At 36.7% G+C, this 17,105-nt stretch carries 17 protein-coding genes; 12 read left to right on the top strand and 5 right to left on the bottom strand.

Translation table 11 applies throughout. The features are described 5' to 3' along the window. The first annotated feature begins 1 nt into the window (after position 1). The 5 genes from ABD792_RS07825 to thiH are packed head-to-tail and all read left to right on the top strand — an operon-like array spanning position 2 to position 3,941. A complete protein-coding gene (locus ABD792_RS07825) occupies positions 2–601 on the top strand; it encodes a thiamine phosphate synthase (protein ID WP_345005325.1) in 600 nt (199 codons plus the stop codon). Then, complete coding sequence (locus ABD792_RS07820; RefSeq protein WP_345005324.1) at positions 591–1,355, top strand: hydroxymethylpyrimidine/phosphomethylpyrimidine kinase; 765 nt, start codon at positions 591–593, stop codon at positions 1,353–1,355. Before ABD792_RS07825 ends, ABD792_RS07820 begins: the two co-directional genes overlap by 11 nt. Beyond that, positions 1,352–2,005 (top strand): thiamine phosphate synthase, encoded by a 654-nt coding sequence (thiE, locus tag ABD792_RS07815; protein ID WP_345005323.1) that lies wholly within the window; start codon positions 1,352–1,354, stop codon positions 2,003–2,005. The genes ABD792_RS07820 and thiE overlap by 4 nt, the downstream gene beginning before the upstream one ends. Position 2,006: 1 nt before the next feature. Next, on the top strand, positions 2,007–2,777 hold the full coding sequence (locus ABD792_RS07810; protein ID WP_345005322.1) for a thiazole synthase: 771 nt from the start codon (positions 2,007–2,009) through the stop codon (positions 2,775–2,777). Between the two features lie 30 nt (positions 2,778–2,807). Continuing rightward, positions 2,808–3,941, top strand: a complete 1,134-nt coding sequence (gene thiH / locus ABD792_RS07805) for a 2-iminoacetate synthase ThiH (RefSeq protein ID WP_345005321.1) — start codon at positions 2,808–2,810, stop codon at positions 3,939–3,941. Between the two features lie 18 nt (positions 3,942–3,959). Here the strand turns inward: thiH and ABD792_RS07800 are convergent, their stop codons facing one another. From ABD792_RS07800 to ABD792_RS07790, 3 genes are read right to left on the bottom strand one after another with little or no spacing between them, the layout of a single operon-like run. After that, positions 3,960–5,126 (bottom strand): glycosyltransferase family 4 protein, encoded by a 1,167-nt coding sequence (locus ABD792_RS07800; RefSeq protein ID WP_345005320.1) that lies wholly within the window; start codon positions 5,124–5,126, stop codon positions 3,960–3,962. Further along, positions 5,123–6,220 (bottom strand): non-hydrolyzing UDP-N-acetylglucosamine 2-epimerase, encoded by a 1,098-nt coding sequence (gene wecB / locus ABD792_RS07795; RefSeq protein WP_345005319.1) that lies wholly within the window; start codon positions 6,218–6,220, stop codon positions 5,123–5,125. The genes ABD792_RS07800 and wecB overlap by 4 nt, the downstream gene beginning before the upstream one ends. After that, positions 6,217–7,536 (bottom strand): phenylacetate--CoA ligase family protein, encoded by a 1,320-nt coding sequence (locus tag ABD792_RS07790; protein WP_345005317.1) that lies wholly within the window; start codon positions 7,534–7,536, stop codon positions 6,217–6,219. Before ABD792_RS07790 ends, wecB begins: the two co-directional genes overlap by 4 nt. A gap of 155 nt (positions 7,537–7,691) precedes the next feature. On the opposite strand from ABD792_RS07790, the gene purD reads away from it, so the two are divergent. Beyond that, positions 7,692–8,963 carry a phosphoribosylamine--glycine ligase gene (purD, locus tag ABD792_RS07785; RefSeq protein ID WP_345005315.1) on the top strand — a complete coding sequence of 424 codons (1,272 nt, stop codon included), beginning with the start codon at positions 7,692–7,694 and terminating at the stop codon, positions 8,961–8,963. Here the strand turns inward: purD and ABD792_RS07780 are convergent. Next, the gene (locus tag ABD792_RS07780) at positions 8,958–9,185 is read right to left on the bottom strand and encodes a DUF6341 family protein (protein WP_345005314.1); all 228 of its coding nucleotides are present in this window, start codon (positions 9,183–9,185) and stop codon (positions 8,958–8,960) included. The genes purD and ABD792_RS07780 overlap by 6 nt on opposite strands. Positions 9,186–9,255: 70 nt before the next feature. Between ABD792_RS07780 and ABD792_RS07775 the strand changes: the two genes are divergently transcribed. The 3 genes from ABD792_RS07775 (at position 9,256) to ABD792_RS07765 (ending at position 12,110) form a co-directional block, all read left to right on the top strand. Then, positions 9,256–10,179 carry a DUF6427 family protein gene (locus ABD792_RS07775; RefSeq protein ID WP_345005312.1) on the top strand — a complete coding sequence of 308 codons (924 nt, stop codon included), beginning with the start codon at positions 9,256–9,258 and terminating at the stop codon, positions 10,177–10,179. Positions 10,180–10,291: 112 nt separating this feature from the next. Continuing rightward, a complete protein-coding gene (locus ABD792_RS07770) occupies positions 10,292–10,897 on the top strand; it encodes a DUF4254 domain-containing protein (protein ID WP_345005310.1) in 606 nt (201 codons plus the stop codon). Positions 10,898–11,063: 166 nt separating this feature from the next. Next, positions 11,064–12,110: a glycosyltransferase family 9 protein gene (locus tag ABD792_RS07765; RefSeq protein WP_345005309.1), complete on the top strand. Its 1,047-nt coding sequence runs from the start codon at positions 11,064–11,066 to the stop codon at positions 12,108–12,110. A gap of 116 nt (positions 12,111–12,226) precedes the next feature. On the opposite strand, the gene ABD792_RS07760 is transcribed toward ABD792_RS07765, so the two are convergent. After that, complete coding sequence (locus tag ABD792_RS07760; RefSeq protein ID WP_345005308.1) at positions 12,227–13,282, bottom strand: 2Fe-2S iron-sulfur cluster-binding protein; 1,056 nt, start codon at positions 13,280–13,282, stop codon at positions 12,227–12,229. A 362-nt stretch (positions 13,283–13,644) separates the two neighbouring features. On the opposite strand from ABD792_RS07760, the gene porW reads away from it, so the two are divergent. From porW to ABD792_RS07745, 3 genes are read left to right on the top strand one after another with little or no spacing between them, the layout of a single operon-like run. After that, complete coding sequence (gene porW / locus ABD792_RS07755) at positions 13,645–16,215, top strand: type IX secretion system periplasmic lipoprotein PorW/SprE (protein ID WP_345005307.1); 2,571 nt, start codon at positions 13,645–13,647, stop codon at positions 16,213–16,215. A 5-nt stretch (positions 16,216–16,220) separates the two neighbouring features. After that, positions 16,221–16,634: a bactofilin family protein gene (locus ABD792_RS07750; RefSeq protein ID WP_345005306.1), complete on the top strand. Its 414-nt coding sequence runs from the start codon at positions 16,221–16,223 to the stop codon at positions 16,632–16,634. After that, positions 16,594–16,824: an AtpZ/AtpI family protein gene (locus ABD792_RS07745; RefSeq protein WP_345005304.1), complete on the top strand. Its 231-nt coding sequence runs from the start codon at positions 16,594–16,596 to the stop codon at positions 16,822–16,824. The genes ABD792_RS07750 and ABD792_RS07745 overlap by 41 nt, the downstream gene beginning before the upstream one ends. Positions 16,825–17,105: the final 281 nt, after the last annotated feature.

Here is a 17,105-nt window from a genome sequence, read left to right as displayed (position 1 = left end):
GATGCTAATTGTTGTTGCTCCTGAAATATCGGTACCCAATGAAATAGCTGTGTTAAATAGATTGTTTAAAGTTGGTTTAACATGCTATCACCTCAGAAAACCAGAACTGGATTTTGAAGGACATTGTAGGTATATCAGTCAAATAGATACAGCATACCATAAGCGAATTATGGTACATCGGTTTCATGAGCTAACAAAGCATTTCAATTTGAAGGGCATTCACTTTCAAGAAGAAAAAAGGAGGGATTTGGGTGCGGATATAGATAATTATATTGAAAGCTATAATGGTTGTATTGAAGCGACCAGTTCCTCTTTTCATACACTTGATGCTTTGAATAGTTGTGAAACAGCATTCAATTATCACTTTTTGAGTCCTGTATTTACATCCATTTCAAAAAAAGAATATAAGGGAAAAGGGTTTAACGTGATGCAATGCAATAAAAAAGTTATTGGTATGGGAGGGGTGACGCAGGACAATCTGTATACATTACAAGAATTGGGTTATCAGGGAGCAGCTGTTTTAGGGAGCATATGGAACAGTAATGTGCCTGTGGACAGCTTTAAGATTTTGCAAAATGCTTATAAGGCTTATGTTGGATAGAGATAATATTTTGACCATTGCAGGTTTAGATCCGTCCAGTGGCGCTGGAATTACGGCTGATATAAAAACCTTTGAATCACATGGGCTTTACGGACTTTCGGTTTGTACGGCTCTTACCGTACAAAATGATATAGACTTTCGTGCTTGTAAGTGGGTGGATGCAGCTATTATAACAGATCAGATTGAAATTTTATTTGAACGTTTTAATATTTCTGTGGTTAAAATAGGTATCATTGAAAATTGGCCAATCTTATTGCAGATCTTGGATACATTACATGCCTTAAATTCCAATATTAAAGTCGTTTTGGATCCTATCATTAAAGCAAGTGCTGGTTTTGATTTCCATAGCACGGAAAGTCAGGAGCTATTGGATAATATTTGGAAACAATGTTACATCATTACCCCTAACTATGATGAAATTAAAGAGTTGTATCCAGACAGGGATATTGAAGATACGATTGTACATATCGGTCGTTTCACCAATATTTATTTAAAAGGAGGACACAGAACCGATAAAAAAGGATGGGATGCCCTATACCACAGCGGTATTGTAATGATTAACATTCCACCCTATACCGAAGCGACACATGAAAAGCACGGTAGCGGTTGTGTGTTGTCTTCAGCTTTAGCAAGTAATATTTTAATTGAATCCGATTTAGAAAAGGCTTCCAAAAAAGCAAAGTATTATACCGAGCAGTTTTTAAATTCCAATGCCTCATTATTGGGTGTACACAATAACATATTAAATCTATGATTCCTAAATTACATTATATATCACAAGGTAAAACACCTCAAAACCATTTAGACAATATTCAAAAGGCCTGTGTTTCAGGAGCCGAATTGGTACAATTGCGCCTTAAAAACCTTTCGCAAGAACAGGTGCTTCAAACTGCTGAAAAAGCTAGGGACATTACGGCACATTTTCAAACACGTTTAATTATCAATGATTATTACAAAATAGCACAAATGGTCAAGGCCGATGGTGTGCACTTGGGGAAAACGGATACCTGCCCGACAATAGCAAAAAAACATCTTGAAACATGGCAGCTTATTGGAGGAACGGCTAATACCATACAGGATTGTGAAGTACTTATTGCCAAGGGCGTAGATTATATTGGCTTGGGGCCTTTTCGATTTACAAGAACCAAAACCAAGTTAAGCCCTGTTTTGGGTGTCTCGGGATATGTCAGGATTGTAGAAGCATTACAAACAGAAACCCCCATTATAGCCATTGGCGGGATTACTTTGGAAGATGTTACGAACCTAAATAATACAGGAGTTTATGGTATTGCTGTCTCGGGGGCGATTACGAATAATTTTAATAGTATTAAAAGCTTTCATAAACTGTTGCAGGCACCCTCTGTAAGGGAGCAGGTTTGGAAAGTAAACTCAAATAATAAATAAGATGGATATACTTAAGATAGCAGATAAAACCTTTACATCGCGATTGTTTACGGGTACGGGAAAGTTTGGTAGCTCACGGTTAATGCAAGAGGCTATTTTAGCTTCTGAAAGCGAATTGGTAACCGTAGCATTAAAACGTGTTGACGTTGAAAACGAGTCGGATGACATGCTACAGCACCTAAAAACGACCTCTGTTAATTTATTGCCTAATACATCTGGCGTTCGAACAGCTAAAGAAGCTGTTTTTGCAGCAAAATTAGCCAGAGAAGCTTTGCAAACCAATTGGATAAAATTAGAGATTCATCCAGATCCCAAATATTTATTGCCAGATCCGATAGAAACCTTAAAAGCGGCAGAAGCATTGGTAAAGTTGGGGTTTGTAGTAATGCCTTATATTCATGCCGATCCAGTATTGTGTAAACGCTTGGAAGCGGTAGGGGTACAATGTGTTATGCCTTTGGGAGCACCCATAGGAAGTAATAAAGGCATTAAAACACTTGATTTTTTAGAGATTATCATCGAACAAAGCAATGTGCCCGTTATCGTTGATGCCGGAATTGGCGCACCTTCGCATGCAGCTTATGCTATGGAGTTGGGAGCTGATGCCGTGCTGGTAAACACAGCCATTGCGGTATCTCAAAATCCGAAACAAATGGGAATAGCCTTTAAAAAGGCCGTCGAGGCCGGAAGGATGGCATACAAAGCAAAGTTGGCCCCTATTAAAAGACAAGCAGAAGCAAGTAGTCCGCTAACATCGTTTTTAAACCTTTAGTTAAAGAACCATTCAATTCATTTATAGCACATGTCATTTTTAACTGTTTTTGAAACATACGATTGGGATACATTAGAGCAGGAGATTTATAACGTTACGGAAGATGAGGTTGCGGCTCTTCTCCAGAAGGATAAAATAACCTTAGAAGACTTTAAAGCACTCGTTGCTCCCGCAGCCAAGCCTTTTATAGAGCAAATGGCACAACGTAGTAACCAATTGACCAAAAAGCGTTTTGGGAATACCATTCAAATGTTTATTCCCATGTACCTTTCTAACGAGTGCCAAAATATTTGTACCTATTGCGGGTTTAGTTTAACCAATAAGATTCGTAGAAAAACATTAAGTGATGCCGAGATCTTAAAGGAAGTAGCCCATATTAAAAGTTTGGGCTATGACCATATTTTATTGGTTACTGGTGAGGCTAACAAAACCGTAGGAGTATCTTATATAAAACATGCTATAGAGTTGATTAAGTCCAATTTTTCGAATATAAGTATCGAAGTGCAACCATTAGATCAAGAAGAATACGAACAGCTAATGGCATCTGGTTTGTATGCGGTTTTGGTTTATCAAGAGACTTATCATAGGGCAACCTATAAGACGCATCATCCTAAAGGGAAAAAATCGAATTTTGAATATCGGTTGGAAACGCCAGACAGATTGGGTAAAGCAGGCATCCATAAAATAGGTTTAGGTGCATTGTTTGGTCTCGAGGACTGGCGGGTAGATAGCTTTTACACCGCCTTGCATTTAAAATATTTACAAAAGACCTATTGGAAGACCAAATACTCCATTTCGTTCCCTAGACTGCGTCCGCATCAAGGAGATGTGGAGCCAAAAGTGGAAATGGACGATGCCGATTTGGTACAATTAATCTGTGCTTACCGTTTATTGGATGAGGATGTTGAGTTGTCATTGTCAACGCGCGAAAGCGAACGGTTTAGAAACCATAGTGTGCATTTGGGGATTACAAGTATGAGTGCCGAGTCTAAAACCAATCCAGGGGGGTATAGTGTAGAGCCAGAATCCTTAGAGCAATTTGAGATTTCCGATGAGCGTTCTACAGCAGCTATTGAGCAAATGATTCAATCACAGGGTTATGAAGTTGTTTGGAAAGATTGGTTTAATCAAAAAGAATTCCTCGACGCTCAGCCTCGGGGATAGTTCGTTTCAAGAAATTCTTTATTCAATAAACTTAATAAAAGCATTCAATTGCTTGTTAAAATCAAAGTGCTCCAAAGCTGTTTTTTGGATGTGTTCTTTAAGTTGAAGGTCGAGATCTTCTTTGTTAATATTAGAAATAACCTGATTTAAATGTTGGTAATCTCCAGAATTGGCAATCCAACCCAAACAGTAGGTATTAATAATCGTTTCACCTTCGCCTCCTCCAAAATATAACATCGGTAATCCCAGGCGTGCATATTCAAAAATTTTAGAAGGGACAGAACCGTAAATGCGGTTTCGCAATGGAATAATGGTAAGGTCGTATTGTAAAAGTGCTTGATGTAGTTTGTTTCTAGGTAGTTCTCCGTGGTAATGCATGTCTAATTCGGGGTGGTTGGCAATAAAAGCTTCTATGTCTTTTTGCTCTGGACCTGTCCCGTAAATATGAAAGCTTACATTGGTGTAGTCCAACGCCTTGCAAAGTTTGAAAATGCCCTGTGCAATGCCTAAAAGCCCAGCATAAACGATATTTAGTTTTTTTGTGTCTGTTCCAGAAGGATTAGGTGTTAAAATATCAAAATCCGGAAAATTGCGGTATAAAAAACATGGTTTTTTAGGAACGACGTTTGAGATGTGATCTAGAATCTCCTGGCTTTGGCCTAAAACGATACTGGCATGCCTATAATTAAAACGCTCTATGCTTTCCAACAAGCGGTAGCTAACATTCTTTTTGAATACACCAAGTTCAAACCCTGCTAAGGGCCATAAGTCACTAACGTTTAAGATAAGTTGCCGTTTTCGATGCCGTAAAAAGAAGACACAGGTAAAAGCAACTAGCAGCGGTGGGGACTGAATAATGATAGTTTTGGGTAGTTTATGCCATATGAAAAACCAAAGCAAACTTAAACTATAGGATAGCATGGCAAAAAAGCGAATAAATTTGTTTTTGGAATTGCTGGCATAAATCCATAAGCGGTGGACGGTTAAGTTGTGCTCTTTGCTTGAGAGCTTAAAAGCTCCTTTATAAGCTTTAAAGATTTTGCCAGTGGGGTAATTGGGTAAAGGCGTAATGACAGAAACCTTAAAATCGTGCTTTTGTAAGCCATTTGCTAAGTGGAATATACGGTTGGCAGCAGCTCCTGTTTCTGGAGGAAAATAATTCGTTATGATTAAAACCTCTTTCATTGTAATTGGTAGATTGCAATTAAATGATTTATGATGCGTTCAGCAGCTTTGCCGTCCCATAATTCAGGAATCTGCCCTTGCTTCCAAGCTTTTGAGAATAGGAAACCAAAGGCCTTGGCGATTTTTTCTGTTTTATTGCCAACTAAAACATTTGTTCCAATGTCGCAGGTCTCAGGGCGTTCGGTACTCGAACGCAGGGTTATGCATGGAACATTCATGACTGTGGTCTCTTCTGTGATGCCTCCAGAGTCTGTTATTACAGCTAAAGCGTGTTTTACTATATAATTAAATTCTAAGTAGCCTAATGGATTTATATAGTGTAGATTGTTGAAATTAAGGTCTAAATCTTTTAAAACTTTCTGTGTTCTTGGGTGTACAGGAAAAACGATAGTATGTTTTTTTGCAAGGGTAGTAATTTGGGAAATAAGCGTTTTAAGATTATTTTTTTCGTCTACATTACTTGGACGATGTAGGGTCATGACCAAATAGGACTTGGGTTTTAAGTTCAGGTTGTTCCAAATATTGGGTTGCTTTAGGCGATGTTCATTTTTAATTAGTGTGTCTATCATAACATTGCCAACAAAAAAAATATTGCGTTTATCAACACCTAATTTTAATAGGTTGTTATTGGCATGAGTTGAGGTTGTAAAAAAATAATCGGTTAGGCTATCGGTCACAATACGATTAATCTCTTCGGGCATATTAAGATCACCAGAACGGATACCAGCCTCTACATGAGCAACTTTAATGCCTGCTTTTTTTGCCACGATGGCACATGCCATTGTAGAAGTAACATCGCCTACAACCATTACTAAATCGCATTGGTGTTGTTGCAATTCTTTTTCGAAGCCAACCATAATAGCCGCCGTTTGTTCTGCCTGTGTGCCACTTTTAACATTTAAATTAGTGTCTGGAAGTGGAATGTCAAGTTCGGTAAAGAACGTGTCACTTAGATTTTTATCGTAGTGTTGTCCTGTATGGATAAGCTTATAGTCAATATTAATGCCTTGCGCTTGTTTCGTTTTTATAGCATCTATTATTGGTGCTATTTTAATGAAGTTAGGGCGTGCACCGGCGACTAGTAGTATATTCATGAGGCAGGTTGGATTAATGATGAAAACTGTTTCAATTTACCACTTTTTGAACGTTGCAGTTGCTTTTGGCGTTCAAATACTAAGATAAGTCCCTTTTCTAAATACGTATCTATGGTCTTTTCGACGGCTTTTACTTTGTTAGCAGATAGGTCTTCCGAGCTAACATAGTTAATTTTAAAGGTATTGGTTTTTAGCTGCTCGATCACAAATTCCTTAACGTTGTTATCGTCTTCTATAATGCTTTTGGTTACATAATAAAACGTTAATCCTGCAGCCTGTTTTCCGCTAGGTAGCGTTATCATATCATTGGTACGTCCAGTGAGTTTTTCTAAAATAGGCTTTATGGGAGTACTGCGTGTAGAAAGCGACCCTGTATCGCCAATATCATAACGGATAAATGGTTGGGCTTTATTGTATAACGATGTAATAACAATACGTCCTGTTTCTCCAAGAGGCAGCACATTGTTTTGTGCATCCAAAATTTCGATAAACAATGTTTCGCTATTGGCCTGCCATGTGCCATCAGGATTTTCGAAAGCAATAAGGTCGAGTTCCGAAGCACCATATTCATTAACAACAGGAACACCAAACTGTGTTTCCATAAGTTGTTTGTCATTTTCAAAAAGCATTTCGGAAGTCACAACGCATACGCTTAAACTCGGACAAATAGTTTTAAGGACAATCTGTTTGCGCTTTAAAAACTTAGCAAATTGAACAATGGCACTGGTGTAGCCATTTATATAGTTAATGGGGTGAATCTTGAAGGATTCCATAGTGTTTGTCAATGCTGTATCACTAAGGTCGAATACGTTAAATCGGATACGCTTACTTACTAAGTCCTTAAGACGCTCTTTATAATAGTTTTTTTTATCTAAGGGAATTCCATAAAAACGAGCCTGTTTAGAGCTGTTAAAGTCCAGGTTAAACCATCCAAATCGGTCTTTTATAATTGCCCAAGTTAAGGCATGGCACAGCTTGTCTTTTGCAAAGAAGAAAGGAGTTCCCGAAGCTCCAGAGGTCTTATCGATGTAAACAGTTTTTTTCGAAAAGCCATCCGATAGCAAGTTTTCTAAAGGTTGCTGTAAATCACTTTTAGTCATTACGGGAATACTGTTCCAATTTATAGGGTCTGAATTTTTAGCAAATTGTTTGTAAAAAGTATTATGTGCCAAATGGTATTTAAGAATCGTTTGTCTTTTAGTATTGATATAATTAGCGTATTCGGCTTCATTTATTTTTTGGATATCACGCAATATCTGTTGGGCTTTTCGAATCGGGAAGCCGTTAAGTTGTAATGAAAGGTCAAATAAATTCAAAAGCAATACGTGAAATTAGGTTTGTGTAAAGTAAAGAAATATTTTAAATTTCTAAGAGATCCCATGTCTATAATAAGCATTTGATAATTCTTGCCGAATAATTCGGGTTTAAAGGTAAAACCAATTATTTTTGCACTTCATAAAAACACAATACAATGAATATCTTAATTCTTGGTTCTGGCGGAAGAGAACATACATTTGCTTGGAAGATCGCACAAAGTCCTTTATGTGATAATTTATTTGTTGCTCCTGGGAATTCTGGGACAGCAGAAATAGCAACCAATGTGAATATTGGAGTAACCGATTTTGGTGCTATAAAAGAACTTGTTTTGGACAAAGATATTACTATGGTTGTAGTTGGCCCAGAAGATCCGTTAGTGCTAGGGGTTCATGATTTTTTTCTAAATGACGAAGCGCTTAAGCATGTGGCTGTAATAGGGCCACAAAAAGAAGCCGCGACCTTAGAAGGCAGTAAAGAATTTGCAAAAGAATTTTTATATCGCCATAACATTCCTACAGCAGCATATGAGAGCTTTACGAAAGATAATGTAGAGGCAGGGTATGCATTTTTAGAAACCTTAAAGCCGCCATATGTTTTAAAAGCAGATGGCTTGGCAGCTGGAAAAGGCGTAGTTATTCTTAATAGCTTAGAAGAAGCGAAGGCAGAATTAAAAAGCATGCTGGTAGATGCTAAATTTGGACAAGCTAGTACAAAGGTGGTTATCGAAGAGTTTTTAGACGGAATTGAATTGAGTTGTTTCGTATTAACCGATGGCGAAAACTATAAGATTTTACCAACAGCAAAAGATTATAAGCGCATTGGTGAAGGCGATACGGGTTTAAATACTGGTGGTATGGGAGCCGTTTCTCCAGTTCCTTTTGCGACCGATGAATTTTTAAATAAAATTGAAGAACGCATTGTAAAACCTACCATTAATGGGTTTAAAAAAGACAATTTACCTTATGTTGGATTTGTATTTATAGGGCTTATTAAGGTGGGAGGCGACCCGAAAGTAATAGAATATAACGTGCGCATGGGTGATCCTGAAACGGAAGTGGTTTTGCCAAGACTTAAAAACGATTTGGTAGAGATATTACAAACCATGGCCAATGGAACATTAAACACTATTAACATTGATATTGATGAACGCGCAGCAACAACCATTATGCTTGTGTCTGGTGGCTATCCAGAAGCTTACCAAAAAGGAAAGGAAATAACAGGCGTGCAGTCTGTTGAAGATTCTATTTTATTTCATGCAGGTGCACAGTTACAAGAAGGTAAAATTGTAACTTCGGGAGGACGTGTAATGGCTGTGACATCCTATGGGAAATCGTATCAGGAAGCCATAAAAAAATCGTATCAAAATATAGAGAAACTACATTTCGATACGATGTATTATCGTAAGGATATTGGATTCGATTTATAAAAACGAGTGCGAAGAAATACTTTTATCTTCTTCGTTGTTGTCGTTATAGGTTTTTAATTGTTTCATCCAGTATACGAACGCAACAAAACCTATTAGCATAAAAATCCAAGAAAAAATATTTGCTGCAAACCAATTTTCAAGCTCTAAAGCTCTTAAAGCATCAAAAGGGGCAAAAAGGTAATCCACAAATAAATCCTGTATGGCGTAAAAGAAATCTTTCATGTGTTTGTTTTATTGTTTTCTAACCACTTATAGTTAGTATATTTACCCGACAAAAATACAAAAACAGTTAATGATTACAAGCATTTTTAGTAAATCTAAGCCTATAAATTTTATAGTTGTTTTTTTTATTGTACTTCTGGCGTTCCTAATCGCTAGAGCTGAGTTGGTAAATGAAACAATTACTATGGGACTTGTTTTTAATGAATTAGGGATGTTTTTTGTTTGTTTAGGATCGGTGTTGTTGCTTAACTTTATTGTGAGTAAAAATAGCCTAACGAAGTATGGTAATTACGAAATACTTTTGTTTAGCCTGTTTTTATTGGCATTACCACAAAGTATTGGAAGCACTAATATCCTATTAGCTAATTTTTTTGTGCTATTGGCCGTGCGACGTATAATAAGTTTGCGTTCTCAATTATATGTTCGAAAAAAACTGTTCGACGCAGCTTTTTGGATAGCAATAGCTTCCTTGTTTTACTTTTGGGCATTACTGTTTTTTATTTTAATTCCTATTACATTATTACTGTATACAGATAATAAAATAAAGCATTGGATTATTCCCTTTGTGGGAGTTGGGGCTGTTTTTGTTATTGTTGTAAGTATTTCTGTTGTTTGGAATAATAGTTTTTTTGGAGTATTTAAAAGCCTACCCGAATTGAGTTATGACTTTAAAAATTACAATACGCTTAAATATTTATTATTTATAACGATATTGTTTTCTTTTGGGTTATGGTCTTCCCTATTTTATATTAAAAATTTAAAACAAAAGAAGAAGGCATTTAGACCTTCATTTATAATTGTTATTGTTGCTGCTATAATAGCCACTGCCATAATTGTATTGGCGCCCAATAAGAATGGTAGTGAGTTTTTATTTTTATTTGCGCCTTCAGCTATTATTATTACCAATTATATTGAAACCATCGAAGAGACATGGTTTAAGGAACTCTTTCTTGCTATACTGTTTTTAGTCCCGTTTGTGTTATTGTTTATTTAGTAGGTCTTTAGGAAATGAATGCTTTGGATTCTTTTTTTAAGGGAATTTCATGGCTATAACAGATTTAAAGTTGACTAAATAGATGTATATTTACGCTTTAAATTAAAAGCATATGTTTACAAGTAAGGCGAATAAAATATTTCAGCGAGTAATAGAAAAATACCATATTGTTAATACTGTCGACCAGCCGTTTGAGAATGCTTATGATGAAAGTGATTTGATAGAGCACTTGCTGTATAGGAAATGTTGGATAGATACCGTGCAATGGCATTATGAAGATATAATTCGTGACCCGGAAATTGACCCTGTAGCAGCATTAAAATTAAAGCGACAGATTGATGCTTCAAACCAAGATCGTACCGATATGGTAGAGTATATAGACAGTTATTTTCTTGAAAAATATAAAGACGTAACGCCAAAGGACAATGCTACAATAAATACCGAAAGTCCTGCATGGGGTGTTGATAGGCTGTCTATTTTGGCTTTAAAAATCTATCATATGAATGAAGAGGCGACAAGAGCTGATGCCTCAGACGAACACCGTACTGCATGCCAAAAAAAGTTAGATGTTCTATTGGAGCAACGTGTAGATTTATCAACGGCAATCGATACTTTGCTGAGCGATATCGAAAATGGCGATAAGTATATGAAGGTGTATAAGCAAATGAAGATGTACAATGACGATGAATTGAACCCTGTGTTGCGTTCGCAGAAATAATTTCACCTAAATTTGAATGTCAGTTAGAGTGAAACACTGAGGGGTGAAGTGTTTTGTATCGATAACCTGTTAGTAAACAAAACTTCTCGACACAAATTTGCTTCGTTTTACTCCGTAAATTCACTCGAATTGACTGACTTTTCAAAAATGAAAAGACAAAAAGGCTATGTCCATAGAACCTAAACATATCCTTGTTATACGTCTATCCGCCATGGGGGATGTAGCCATGACTGTGCCTGTTTTGCGTGCATTAATTCAGCAATATCCAGACCTTAAGGTTACCGTTTTAACAAGAAGTTTTTTTACGCCTTTTTTTAGGGGCTTAAAACAGGTTTCTGTTTACTCTGCCGAAGTAAAAGGGAGGCATAAAGGCGTTTTTGGATTATATAAACTAGCTCGTGAACTCAATAGAAATGAGTTTTATGCAATTGCCGATTTACATAATGTGTTAAGAAGTAAATTGTTAAAGCGCTTTTTAAAAACGAAGCGTTTTGTATCCATTGATAAAGGGCGGAAAGAGAAAAAACAGCTAACTTCAGGGCGTGTTTTTAAGCCCTTAACGACCACACATCAGCGATATGCACATGTTTTTGAAACTTTGGGATTTCCGTTGGATTTATCCCGTCCAGTATTTCCAGAACCATCGGTTTTAAATGAAAAAGCACTACGCCTTTTAGGTGAAGAGAAAAAAAAACGCATAGGTATTGCACCTTTTGCTGCCCATGAAGGCAAAATGTATCCTTTGCATTTGATGCATCGGGTAATTGAGGTTCTGTCCAGGGATTATCAGGTGCTTTTATTTGGGGGTGGGCAATCGGAAATTGATAAGCTCAAAGCTATTGAAAAAAATTATGGGAATGTTGTTAATGTAGCCGGGAAATTATCTCTCGAAGAAGAGATGGATGTTATTTCAAATTTGGATGTCATGCTATCTATGGATTCGGGTAACGCCCATATAGCAGCTATGTTAGGAGTAAAAGTTGTTACTGTTTGGGGGGTTACCCACCCTTATGCTGGTTTTGCGCCATTTAACCAACCGGAAGATTATGCGTTACTGGCAGACAGAACACAGTTTCCAGATATCCCAACATCGATTTATGGTAACAAATACCCCGAGGGCTACGAAACAGCGGCAGGAAGTATTCTTCCTAAAGTTCTTGTGGAGAAAATCAAATCCGTCATTACGAGGCGTGAGGAGCGAACAACGAAGTAATCCCATTATTAAAAACAGAGAGATTGCTTCTTCTCGCTCTGTGTTCAATCATCGCAATGACGAAAAATTTAGTGTTTATGTTTCCTCTTATGGGCTTTCTAAAGGACAGAAGGAGCCTAAACATCGTCGTAATCAACAGAAAGCGTAGAGGTTGTTGGGTGTGCTTGACATGTTAAAATCAGCCCTTCTGCAACTTCACTATCTGTTAAAATATTATTTTGCCTCATAGTTACTTCGCCTTCGGTTACACGAGCTAAACAACTACTGCAAATACCTCCTTGGCAAGAATAAGGAGCGTCTAAGTCTTCGTCTAGGGCAGCTTCAAGAACAGTTTGTTTCTGAGACATTTCAAAAGTGCTTGTTTCATCATCAACTGTAATAGTGATTTGTGTTTTGCCGCTTTTAACAGGTGTTACATCAATTTCGGCAGGTTTGGCAGCTTTAAAGAGTTCAAAATGGATTCTGTTTTCATCAATGCCGTGATCGGTTAAAACATCTTTAACAGTATGTATCATGGCTTCTGGCCCACAAAGGAAAAAAGCATCAACCTCTATATGTTTATGTTTGTTTTTCATAACATAATTTACAGTGCTCTTTTCAATACGTCCAAATATGGCATCCTCTTCATCAACCTGACTAAATACAAACTGGATGGAAAAGCGCTCTTTATATTGATGTTGTAAGTTTAGTAATTCATCTAAAAACATAGTATCATTAGTGGTCTTGTTGCCGTAAACCAAAATAATTTTGCTATGTACTTCTTCTTCTAAAGCACATTTAACAATGCTTAAAATAGGTGTAATGCCACTTCCAGCAGCAAAGGCAGCAATGTTCTTTGTTTTAGCATCGTTGGGCTCGAAAGTAAAATGTCCTTTAGGAGGGGCTACATCCAATGTGTCTCCTACTTGCAATACATTGTTTGCATACGAAGAGAACGTGCCATCCTTTACTTCTTTAACAGCTACTTTTAATTCGCCGCTTTTAGGTGAAACACATAGCGAATAATCACGGCGTATTTCGGCTCCATTAAGAGTCGTTTTTAAAGTAATATATTGCCCTGCTTGAAAAGCAAAGGTCTCTTTTAAGTTTTCAGGGAGGTTAAAAGCGATGCTAATGGCTTTGTTTGCTTCTCTTTTTATTTCCTTTATGCTAAGTTTGTGAAATGATGACATATGTAAATTTTTGACAAAAGTAATAAGTTGATTTGTAAATAAAGATGTTGTTTCTAACTAATTTTAAGATATTGTAGTAGCTGGCATGTACTTGTGAATCAGAATTTGACGGGTAATGGCAAATTGAAAAGAGTAGATAACAATGGGGCTTTTGTGTTTTTTACTAATCTCCTGTGAACTAATGTGTATTTTGGTGATGGTTTATTATTTTGGTTAATGGTTAATGGGGGCTGGTGAAAGGAGTTGGTTAATCGTTAAAAGTTTCATTTTTATAGCTAAATTCAAAAAGATGCGTATTTTTACCTTTATATATAATAATAACGAGAGTTTTAAGTTATTTACTTAGACTAAAAAAACCAGCATTGAGAACAGTTTATAGCGTTATACTTGTTTTAGTATTTTCTACTTTTTTAGTGGCGAGTTGTTCAAGAAAAAAGAACAGCTTTGTAAGTCGTAATTATCACGCAGTCACTGCAGAATTTAACACATTATACAATGGATATAATGTTTTAGAGCAGGGGCGTACTAGTCTTAATGAAAGTTATTTTGATAATTATTGGGAAGTACTTCCTATAGAAAGGATGGAAGTTACCGATGAGGTCATGCTTCCAGGGCAATCTAAAAGTGAGCTTTTTGCCAAGGCAGAGGAAAAGGCGGTGAAAACCATACAAAAGCATAGTATGAATTTTCAGGGAAAAGAGAAGAATCCACAAATAGATGAAGCTTACCTACTTTTGGGAAAGGCAAGATATTTCGATCAGCGCTTTGTTCCTGCACTTGAAGCATTCAATTACATTCTTTATAAATATCCGGCGAGCGACAAAATAAATCAAGCTAAGATTTGGCGTGAAAAAACGAATATTCGTTTAGAAAATGACGAGTTGGCAATCAATAACTTAAAACGTTTGCTTAGGCAAGAAGAGTTGGAAGGGCAAGATTTAGCAGATGCTACTTCCATGTTGGCTCAGGCATACCTAAATACCAAGTCGGTTGATAGTGCTATAACCCAGTTGGAAGTGGCTGCCAATGTCACCAAACGAAATGATGAGCGAGGTAGATACCGATTTATACAAGGACAGTTATATAATACTTTAGGGAAAACCGATAGTGCTAATTATGCTTTTGATAAGGTAATTGAGCTGAATAGAAAAACACCACGCATATATTTAATAAGTGCCCATATTGAAAAGATAAAAAATTTCGATTATGAAAACGGCAACAAACTGGAGCTATTGGAGCATCTTACAGATCTAGAAGAAAATAGAGAAAACAGACCTTTTTTAGATAAAATTTACCACCAAATAGCAGCCTTTCATTTAAAAAATGGATCCGATACGTTGGCCGTAACGTATTATAATAAATCGTTGCGGACCAATACGCAAGATAGATTGTTAAAAGCTAAAAATTATGAAATACTTGGCGATATGAGCTTTGATAAATTGCTATATCGCGATGCTGGTGCTTATTACGATAGCACGATGAGTAATTTAGTTGTTGATTCTAAGCCCTATCGTGTAATAAAACGTAAACGGGATAATCTGGAAGATGTTATATTTTATGAAGCTATTGCTCAGGTTAACGATAGCATTTTGGAATTAGTGAATTTGTCGGATGCAGATCGTGTACAGTATTTTGAATCGTTTATAGAGCGCTTAAAGCTAAAGGCACAAGAAGAAAAAGAAGAAAAAGAGCGCCAAGAAGCTATAGAGCGTAATAGAGGAGGTGTCGCTGTTAATAATGTTCCAGGGGGACAGCAGCTTTCTGGGAGAGGCGTTCCGGGGCCGGGGCAGGCATCAATGTTTTATTTTTATAACCCTACAACGGTTGCTTATGGTAAAAATGAGTTTGTTAAAATTTGGGGGGATCGTGCTCTAGAAGATAATTGGAGATGGTCGTCTAAAGGAGGGACAGGGGCTGTTAACAATGCTTCGAATCAAGATATTCTGGCGTCGGCTTCAGAAGATGAATTATACGATCCAGAATTTTATATTTCTAAAATACCATCCGAAGAAAAAGAAATAGATAGTATTGCCAAAGAACGTAATTTTGCATATTACCAATTAGGACTCATATATAAAGAGAAATTTAAAGAATATCCATTGGCGAAGAGTAAGTTTAAGACTTTGCTAAACAATAATCCTGAAGAACGCTTGGTGTTGCCTTCTAAATATAATTTGTATAAGATTTACACGGTTTTAGGTGAAAATGATGAAGCAGCTATTGCCAAGCAAGACATTGTTACAGCGTATCCGGAATCGCGTTATGCGGCCATTTTAAATAACCCTGAGTTGGCAGGTACAGAAGATAGTGATAGTCCAGAACGTTTGTATGAAACATTGTATCAGCAACATGAAAATCAGGAATATGCTAAGGTGATTGCTGCCTGCGAAACTTACATTAATAGATTTGATGGCGAACCTATAGTCTCTAAATTGGAACTGTTAAAGGCAACAGCTATGGGGCGTTTATATGGTTTAGAAAAGTATAGTAAAGCAATTAATTACATTGCTGTTACCTATGCGAATACGCCCGAAGGGATACAGGCACAAGCAATTGAGAATAATGTTTTGCCTGTATTGGCTAATAAAGATTTTGTAGAAGACAATGTGTCAAACAATTTTAAGGTGGTTTTTAGATTTCAAGATGAAACATTGTCTGAAGCCAAACCTTTTCAGAAAGTGTTGGATACTGTTTTAAAAAATATAAAGTATTACGATTTAAAAACCTCTTTGGATGTATATGACCCAAGTACGTCTTTGGTTGTTGTTCATGGATTAAAAACGGCGCAGGTAGCTAAAACTTTTGATCAACTTTTGACAGAGGAAGATAAGCATAAGGTACAGGTGCCCTATTTTGTATTGGCATCTGAGAATTATCAAATCATCCAAATACATAAGAATTTGAGTATATATTTAAATAGAAGCAATAAATAGATATTATGTTCTCTGATAATAAAAAAGAAAAACAAATGGTAGAAGGAGCGTCAAGTCAGAATATTATAGCGCAAGGCACGAAGATAGTCGGTGATCTTACCAGCGAAGGAGACTTTAGGATTGATGGGGTTGTTGAAGGTAATGTTAAAACATCTGGGAAAGTAGTAGTAGGTAAGGCAGGCTTAATAAAAGGGACCTTACAAGGAACCGATGCGTATTTTGACGGTAAATTTTCAGGTAAACTAACCCTTTCGGGGACGCTAACATTAAAATCCTCAGCTCATATTGAAGGGGAAGTGGTGGTAGGAAAGTTAGCCGTAGAGCCTGGAGCAACGTTTAATGTAACCTGTGTTATGAAGGGATCTGTAAAAGAAATTAATGGAGGACAAAAAGGGACAAAAGCCGAACAATCCGCTTAAGCAAATTGCAGTACTTACTGGGGTAGGCATCCAAATGGGGGTAACTATCTATTTGTTTGTGCTTTTGGGTAAGTGGTTAGATGCAACCTATAATACTGGGGGCAAAGCTTTTTTAATAATTTTTACACTTCTAGGGGTTGGTGTTTCATTGTATGTGGTTTTGAAACAACTGAGCCGAATTCAAGATTAAATGATAAATCCTTTTTTAAGTTTTACAATAAGGGCTAGCGTATTTTTATTGTTGGCTTTTTGTGTCCATCTAAGTGTTTTGTCTATTTTAAAACTGCCTCTATACGATAACAGAATTATTTTGTCTTACACAATAAATCTTTTGTTGGTAATTGGGGTTTTTGGTTTTCTATATCTCTTGAGGAATAAATACAAAAGTCAATTAGGATTTCTTTTTATGTTGGGGAGTTTTTTTAAGTTTGCCGTATTCTTCGTGTTTTTCTATCCTTTTTATAAGCAAGA

This window comes from Snuella lapsa, assembly GCF_039539345.1.
GTDB classification, from domain to species: Bacteria; Bacteroidota; Bacteroidia; order Flavobacteriales; family Flavobacteriaceae; genus Snuella; species Snuella lapsa.
This window is presented reverse-complemented; position numbering and strand designations above follow the sequence as displayed.

Coding starts and splice junctions, on each gene's coding strand:
- ABD792_RS07825 (WP_345005325.1), top strand. CDS start 2: ATGCTAATTGTTGTTGCTCCTGAAATATCGGTACCCAATGAAATAGCT.
- ABD792_RS07820 (WP_345005324.1), top strand. CDS start 591: ATGTTGGATAGAGATAATATTTTGACCATTGCAGGTTTAGATCCGTCC.
- thiE (WP_345005323.1), top strand. CDS start 1,352: ATGATTCCTAAATTACATTATATATCACAAGGTAAAACACCTCAAAAC.
- ABD792_RS07810 (WP_345005322.1), top strand. CDS start 2,007: ATGGATATACTTAAGATAGCAGATAAAACCTTTACATCGCGATTGTTT.
- thiH (WP_345005321.1), top strand. CDS start 2,808: ATGTCATTTTTAACTGTTTTTGAAACATACGATTGGGATACATTAGAG.
- ABD792_RS07800 (WP_345005320.1), bottom strand. CDS start 5,126: ATGAAAGAGGTTTTAATCATAACGAATTATTTTCCTCCAGAAACAGGA.
- wecB (WP_345005319.1), bottom strand. CDS start 6,220: ATGAATATACTACTAGTCGCCGGTGCACGCCCTAACTTCATTAAAATA.
- purD (WP_345005315.1), top strand. CDS start 7,692: ATGAATATCTTAATTCTTGGTTCTGGCGGAAGAGAACATACATTTGCT.
- ABD792_RS07780 (WP_345005314.1), bottom strand. CDS start 9,185: ATGAAAGATTTCTTTTACGCCATACAGGATTTATTTGTGGATTACCTT.
- ABD792_RS07775 (WP_345005312.1), top strand. CDS start 9,256: ATGATTACAAGCATTTTTAGTAAATCTAAGCCTATAAATTTTATAGTT.
- ABD792_RS07770 (WP_345005310.1), top strand. CDS start 10,292: ATGTTTACAAGTAAGGCGAATAAAATATTTCAGCGAGTAATAGAAAAA.
- ABD792_RS07765 (WP_345005309.1), top strand. CDS start 11,064: ATGTCCATAGAACCTAAACATATCCTTGTTATACGTCTATCCGCCATG.
- ABD792_RS07760 (WP_345005308.1), bottom strand. CDS start 13,282: ATGTCATCATTTCACAAACTTAGCATAAAGGAAATAAAAAGAGAAGCA.
- ABD792_RS07750 (WP_345005306.1), top strand. CDS start 16,221: ATGTTCTCTGATAATAAAAAAGAAAAACAAATGGTAGAAGGAGCGTCA.
- ABD792_RS07745 (WP_345005304.1), top strand. CDS start 16,594: ATGGAGGACAAAAAGGGACAAAAGCCGAACAATCCGCTTAAGCAAATT.